The following is a 6,131-nucleotide window of genomic DNA, read 5'->3' on the forward strand; positions in this document are numbered from 1 at the left end:
AAAACCTCCTACTCGATTGCTGTTCGTAAAATGATGATACAGCCTCTCATTGTAGCTAATTTTCGGACGGATACGAAACTGAATATTTACTGGTCTAGAGCAATTGACTACGGATGTAGGTCTATTGGTGTCAATCCTACCTTAGTATCATCAGCTACCACAATCAGCAATTTATCTGAAATTACGTGGGTTGGAGTCAGCCATTAGTCTAAATCTGAAAATTCGATTCCGCCTTGTCTGAGCAGCTTCCAGCCGGAACCATGCCACTGGATCACCGTGGATGGTAGTCTTGGTGTCGGCAAATCGTCACTATCACTCTGAAGCGCAAACACCTGTGGGAACCGATTGCCGATCTCTGACATGGTGAGCAATGGCGGCTCTCCCGATAAGTTGGCGCTAGTAGTGGCTAAAGCACCAGTCTGACGCAAAATCGCCCGCGCGATCTGACAGTCGGGCACGCGCAAACCGATGGTGTGGTTGCCGAGCGGATTCATCACTGCCGGAATCGCCGCAGAAGCTGGTAAAACTAATGTCAGTGCGCCCGGAAAGTAGCGATCGGCGACTGCTTGCCAAATTTCCCGCTCTCGATCGGTACCCGTGGTAAACTGCCACAAATCAGCTACCTCACCTACCATCAAAATTAGGGGCTTGTCTGGCGATCTTTGTTTGATCGCAAAGATTTCTGCCGCATGAGCGGGGAGAGTTGCCAAGGCGGGCACCGTATCAGTTGGAAAACTAATTGGATTACCATTGAGCGCAGCAGAGATTGCCCCATTGAGATCGACGTTAGGCACTGGCTAAAAGAGATGAAGGATGAATATTAATCACCCTATTTTAGGGGACGATCGCTAGTCGCGTTGAATGATACCCAACATTCCGACACCAACTGTAATTAAACCTAGCCCAATCCAGACACCTTCAGCCGCCACATTGAGCCGATGAATATTTTCGCGGTGAGCGGCGATGAATAATTCTCGTTGATTAGCTTTAGCGGCAACCAACTGTTGGAAGTTCCGCTCTGCTGCGGTTAGTCGCAGAAAATCAGCATAGCCCCAATATCCAGACAGGAATGCGCCAGTCAATCCTGGAATAATTAACAGCGTCAAAAATGCTAAATTTTTCATACTTTTGGGATTTTATGAGAGTACTCAACTACTTTTATTTTACTACTAACAAAAGAAAGTTTTTACTCGTCTAGCAGTGGCAATCGATCGCGTGGAGGTTGTTGCTCATCGCCGACATTTGTCATGCAATGAGGATCTCTCGATCGGCCATTATGCGGATCTATTTTTGATATTTATGTATTTTGGATTAGTAATAAAATCGAACAACTGAAGATTATTAACGAGCGATCTAGCTTTAGATCGAGCTTTGAGCCGATCGAGATTCACCCGATCTTAGGATTGACGGACAATTATTCTTGTTTGATTTTTTACATATACTTAGGATCGCCGCCCGTATTCTGACCGATCTAGTAGCTAAAGGGGACTTGTTATAATAGCAGCCTAAATGTGTTGCTGGTGGTGGATTACATGCGAAGTGCGAGTGACTCCAAAGAATCTATTGATTTAAATTTTAGAGATTATTTATTAACAATTAAGCGACATTGGATACCTGCTGTGAGTATCTTTGCCGGGACGGTGGCGGCGAGCATGTTAGTAGCAGCCTTACTTAAGCCAGTTTATCAAGCCCAAGGTAGAATATTATTTAAGAATTCTAGTTTCAAAATTATTGGCGATAATCTGTCACCTAACAACACTGAAGGTGGATCGGCAGTAGATCTAAAGCCTTTAGTATCGAATCAAAATCCGCTGGCGACTCAAGTGGAGATAATTTCCTCACCCTTATTATTAAATGGGACGATCGAAAAATTACACCTTAAAAACGAGCGCGGCGAGCGGCTACAAGCAACCGATCTGAAAACTAATTTAGCAGTTAAAATTGTGGCTGGTACCGATCTATTACAAATCGACTATAAAGATCGCGAGCCAAACCAGACTGCTAGTGTCGTGAATGCACTCATGAATCTATACGTCGCCAATGATATACTCACCAATCGTAACGAAGCCGAAATAATCGGGCGATTTATGAGCGAACAGTTGCCGCAAACTCAACTGAATATGAATGCGGCAGAAATCGCCCTACGGAAATTTAAACAGCAAAATAATATCATAGATTTAGGCGAAGAAGCAAAAATCGCCGTTAGTACGATCGGCAATTTAGAATCAGGAATTGTTACAGCTCGCTCTCAACTAGCAGACATCAAAGCGCAGAATCAGGAGTTACATCAAAAAATAAAGCTAAACACTCAGGACGCGATGATATTTAGTACAGTTAGTCAATCACCTGCAATCCAAGGCATCCTGACTCAATTGCAAGAGCTAGATCGTCAAATCGCGATCGAAAGCAGTCGGTTTTCCGAAAGTAACCCCATTATTATGAGTCTTGAAGAGAAGAAAATTAAATTAAATGAATTATTAGCGGGTCAAATTAGCAGTGTTACTGGTATCCAAGCCGCCCTGCCACCAGGAGCGTTACGAGTCGGAGAACTCAAACAAAATTTGATTAAGGAATTGCTCCAATCCGAAGTACAGCGGACGGGAGCGACTAAAAAATTAGCTTCACTAGAAAAGGCTCTAGCTGACTACAAAAAAAGAGTTTGGGTAATGCCACAGTTGCTCCAAACCCAACGCCAGTTAGAAAAACAGCTCGAAGTATCGCAGTCTACATACAAAACATTATTAAAGAAAATTCAAGAAATTCAACTAGCTAAAACTAATAGTACCTCGAATGCCCGCATCATCAATAGTGCGATCGTTCCTGAAGATGCCGATCCTGTAACTAGAAATATAATTGCAAGTTTAGGTCTGCTGATGGGCGCGTTATTCTCGACTGGCACAGTTGCTTATCTAGCAAGAAAAGAACGATCGAACAGAGCGCCACAAGATGTAAGTAAACTATTTAGAAGTAAATTACTCGGCGATATTCCCCGACAAGCTGCCGATGGCAGTTTTGTAGCTCATCCTGAAAGCAGCAAAGTAGAATTTGCTGTTAGAGATCTGCGTAAATCTCTAGCTTCCGATCGATCTCAGATAATTCAATTCAATTTGAGATTTGTTAATTCGGCAAAAATCATTAAAATCATCACAATTACTAGTACCATTGCCAGTGGTGAAAAATCTAAAAAAGCAGCTAATTTAGCCGCTGCGATCGCTGGATTAGGTCAAAAAGTTTTATTAATTGATGCCGATCTTCGCACTCCTTATCAGCACCAGTTTTGGAAATTACCATTAGCAAAAGGCTTGAGCGAGATCTTAGTAGGTAACTCCAACTTTCGTCAAGTTGCGTGGACGGTAATGGATAACTTAGATATATTAACCGCTGGAGCGGGAACATTGCAGCCGTTATTTAGTGTAGAATCGCATCAAATGCAGTCGTTAATTCATGAAATTTCTCATCTATATGATTTTGCGATTGTCGATATGCCGCCACTATTAATCTCTACAAATGCGATCGATATGGAGCGGATGAACGATAACATTTTGACGATCGATCTTCAGGACGATCTGACTCCAGTTGCTGTCTGAGGTGAGAGGGTGTCTGAAAACGCAGCAATTAGACTTTTCAGACATCCTCTTACCTAAAATCCAAATGAACGACGGAAGTTATTAATCGTCCGGCGCGTATCATCAACAGTCTCAGTGACATTATTGACTGTCTCAGTAACTTGGCGAACAGAATTTAGCGTGGCTTGAATGTTATCAATTTTGTCGCGCGGATCTGGCTGAGCGCCAGCGACATAAACCGCACCTGCTTCAGGGGCTGGGGACTTGTCTATTTGCAAGGTGTCAGTATCGATACCGACGACACCAGCTTTATTTAAGAACACGCCAATCGGCACGGCATAATTAAATCCTGGCTTGAGTTTGGCAGCCAAACCCATCGCAGCTTCTTGGCTCAAACCAGACTCCATCAATTGTCGCGCATCCTCTTTATCGCCCATGCCATGAATTCCGACTAATCTACCCGCAGTGTCAAGAACAGGACAGCCACTCATGCCCGCGCGAGTAACATTGGTATAAATCATGCTGTAACCGCTGAGGGATTTGGGTAAAAATCCTGAAATACTGCCTGAAGTAAATTGTCTGACTAGTTCGCCGCCAGCCGCATTCCCGACTGCACCATTAGACGGCCAACCAGAGACAAACACATCTTGTCCTTCTGATGCTTTGGCGGTACTGATTTTGGCAACTGGATAGTTCTTGTCACTGGTAAATTTGACGACAGCCAGATCGACACCATCTAAGCGCTTGATTTTCGTATAGTCGATCGCGTGAGCCTGTTTGTCAGCAGTAACGAGCTTAAAGTTATCTCTTTGTCTGACCACATGATCGGCAGTGAGTACATAGTAAGTATTGCCGTTCCTTTGGATGATTACGCCCGAGCCATGCCCCTGCTCGCCTCTAATTAATACGGTTACTTCCCGAGCGATGTCATTAACTTGGGTGCCAGGGAGGGCGCGGGCAGTACCGGGCAGAGTCATGACGATCGCACTGACAACTGCTGTTCCAGTCAATATTGACGCTAGGTGATGAGAATTCCGCATAATAATCGATCGCTATGTAGGGGTATAAAATGAGCTACTACATTTATTTACACCAGTTATAGCTCAATTTCCAGTAATGTCCCGATCTAGCCATGAGATTGAGCCAAAACTCTCAATCGCGACAGCCGACATTAGCAACCGGATCGAGCGGAGCGTACTACCATCAGTCAATTGGCTCGATCGAGTGCGTGCCAGTTATCCCCTCGCCGCGCTATTTTCGAGCTGCCAGCCACTCAATGACCTGCTGCCCCAGGCTGACACCATTTAACCTGTCGATCTCGCGGATGCCTGTCGGACTCGTCACATTTACCTCAGTCAGATAACCGCCGATGACATCAATTCCCACAAAGTACAAGCCAGCAGCTTGGAGTTTGGGCGCGATTTCCGCACACATCTGGTATTCTCGATCGGTAATATCTACTTGGGCGCTGCGTCCGCCAACTGCCATATTGCCCCGAAATTCCTTCCCTGTCGGGATGCGATTGACCGCCCCTAGCGGCCTACCATCGAGTAAAATAATTCGCTTGTCCCCATCCTTAGCCGCTGGGAGAAATTTCTGAATCATCAGCGGTTCGCGGTCTTGGCGGGTGCTAACTTCAATCAACGAATTGAAATTGCGATCGTCGGGCGTGAGAAATAAGATCCCTTCGCCACCTTTGCCGCCGAGCGGTTTTAAGACCGCCGCACCGTGAGTTTCGACGAACTGCCGAATTACGGTTTTATCGCGCGAGACGATCGTTTCGGTCATCCACTGGGCAAATTGCAGGGCAAACATCTTCTCATTCGCAGCCCGCAAGCCAGCAGGACTATTGAGTACCAAAGTTTTGGTCGGGTCGATACAGTCGAGAATGTAAGTAGTGTACAAATACGGCACATCCACAGGTGGGTCTGTCCGCATGAATACGGCATCCATTTCATCGAGCGGGGTAAATGTTACATCCCCGAGCTGATACCAGTCTTGCTGCGCCACCCAGCGCCCATCCTGAAGCTGTACGGGGGTAAGTTTGACCGATTGCAGAAAACCCCAGGCACGACCTGCGACGACACTTAACTTTTCGGCTTGGGTAATCCAGACCTGATGCCCGAGCCGATCGGCTGCCTCCATCAGTGCCACACTGGTATCGTGAGTGGGATCTAGCTTGGCGATCGGATCGATAATAAATGTTAGTTTCATTAGATGGGAGTGGGGAGATGGGAAGATGGGAGTTGGGGAGACGGGGAGACGGGGGTACTGGGGGAATGAATATTGGTGCGATCGACAAAGGAGGAAGGGTAATTTATAAGCTACCCTTCCTCCTTTATTTTGGATCGATTGGTGTCGATCGAGTCAATTTATCTTTTGGCGTTGCTGAATCTGGGTATGATACCAATCGAAATCCCTTGCCCTCACCCCGCCCTCGCCTCCGGCTCTGGCTCCCCTCTGTCTTGTCTTGCTGCTTGGTGCGCTGAACCCTCGGGGAACCCGAGGAGCGCGCATCCGCTGTCTTGAAAAGGTGCTTCACTTGGGGAAACCCCAAGAACGCAC

Annotated in this window: 6 protein-coding genes; 2 read left to right on the forward strand and 4 right to left on the reverse strand. The window is 46.1% G+C overall.

Annotation, left to right across the window (positions count from 1 at the left end):
- Positions 1 to 203: 203 nt before the first annotated feature.
- A complete protein-coding gene (locus tag RMO52_RS12755; RefSeq protein WP_310414702.1) occupies positions 204 to 794 on the reverse strand; it encodes an L-threonylcarbamoyladenylate synthase in 591 nt (196 codons plus the stop codon).
- Positions 795 to 848: 54 nt separating this feature from the next.
- Positions 849 to 1,124, reverse strand: a complete 276-nt coding sequence (locus RMO52_RS12760) for a hypothetical protein (RefSeq protein WP_309742467.1) — start codon at positions 1,122 to 1,124, stop codon at positions 849 to 851.
- Positions 1,125 to 1,619: 495 nt separating this feature from the next.
- Between RMO52_RS12760 and RMO52_RS12765 the strand changes: the two genes are divergently transcribed.
- On the forward strand, positions 1,620 to 3,587 hold the full coding sequence (locus tag RMO52_RS12765) for an exopolysaccharide transport family protein (protein WP_310414707.1): 1,968 nt from the start codon (positions 1,620 to 1,622) through the stop codon (positions 3,585 to 3,587).
- Between the two features lie 53 nt (positions 3,588 to 3,640).
- Here the strand turns inward: RMO52_RS12765 and RMO52_RS12770 are convergent, their stop codons facing one another.
- A complete protein-coding gene (locus RMO52_RS12770) occupies positions 3,641 to 4,606 on the reverse strand; it encodes a serine protease (protein ID WP_309742465.1) in 966 nt (321 codons plus the stop codon).
- A gap of 211 nt (positions 4,607 to 4,817) precedes the next feature.
- Positions 4,818 to 5,780: a glutathione synthase gene (gene gshB / locus RMO52_RS12775; protein ID WP_309742464.1), complete on the reverse strand. Its 963-nt coding sequence runs from the start codon at positions 5,778 to 5,780 to the stop codon at positions 4,818 to 4,820.
- Between gshB and RMO52_RS12780 the strand changes: the two genes are divergently transcribed.
- Positions 5,768 to 6,055 carry a hypothetical protein gene (locus RMO52_RS12780; protein ID WP_310414709.1) on the forward strand — a complete coding sequence of 96 codons (288 nt, stop codon included), beginning with the start codon at positions 5,768 to 5,770 and terminating at the stop codon, positions 6,053 to 6,055. The genes gshB and RMO52_RS12780 overlap by 13 nt on opposite strands.
- Positions 6,056 to 6,131 lie beyond the last annotated feature (76 nt).

Source organism: Chamaesiphon sp. OTE_8_metabat_110 (assembly GCF_031382685.1).
Classification (GTDB): Bacteria; Cyanobacteriota; Cyanobacteriia; order Cyanobacteriales; family Chamaesiphonaceae; genus Chamaesiphon.

What these genes read in the sequence shown, in the direction of transcription:
- gshB (WP_309742464.1), bottom strand. Translation starts at nt 5,780, where the DNA reads ATGAAACTAACATTTATTATCGATCCGATCGCCAAGCTAGATCCCACT.
- RMO52_RS12770 (WP_309742465.1), bottom strand. Translation starts at nt 4,606, where the DNA reads ATGCGGAATTCTCATCACCTAGCGTCAATATTGACTGGAACAGCAGTT.
- RMO52_RS12780 (WP_310414709.1), top strand. Translation starts at nt 5,768, where the DNA reads ATGTTAGTTTCATTAGATGGGAGTGGGGAGATGGGAAGATGGGAGTTG.
- RMO52_RS12760 (WP_309742467.1), bottom strand. Translation starts at nt 1,124, where the DNA reads ATGAAAAATTTAGCATTTTTGACGCTGTTAATTATTCCAGGATTGACT.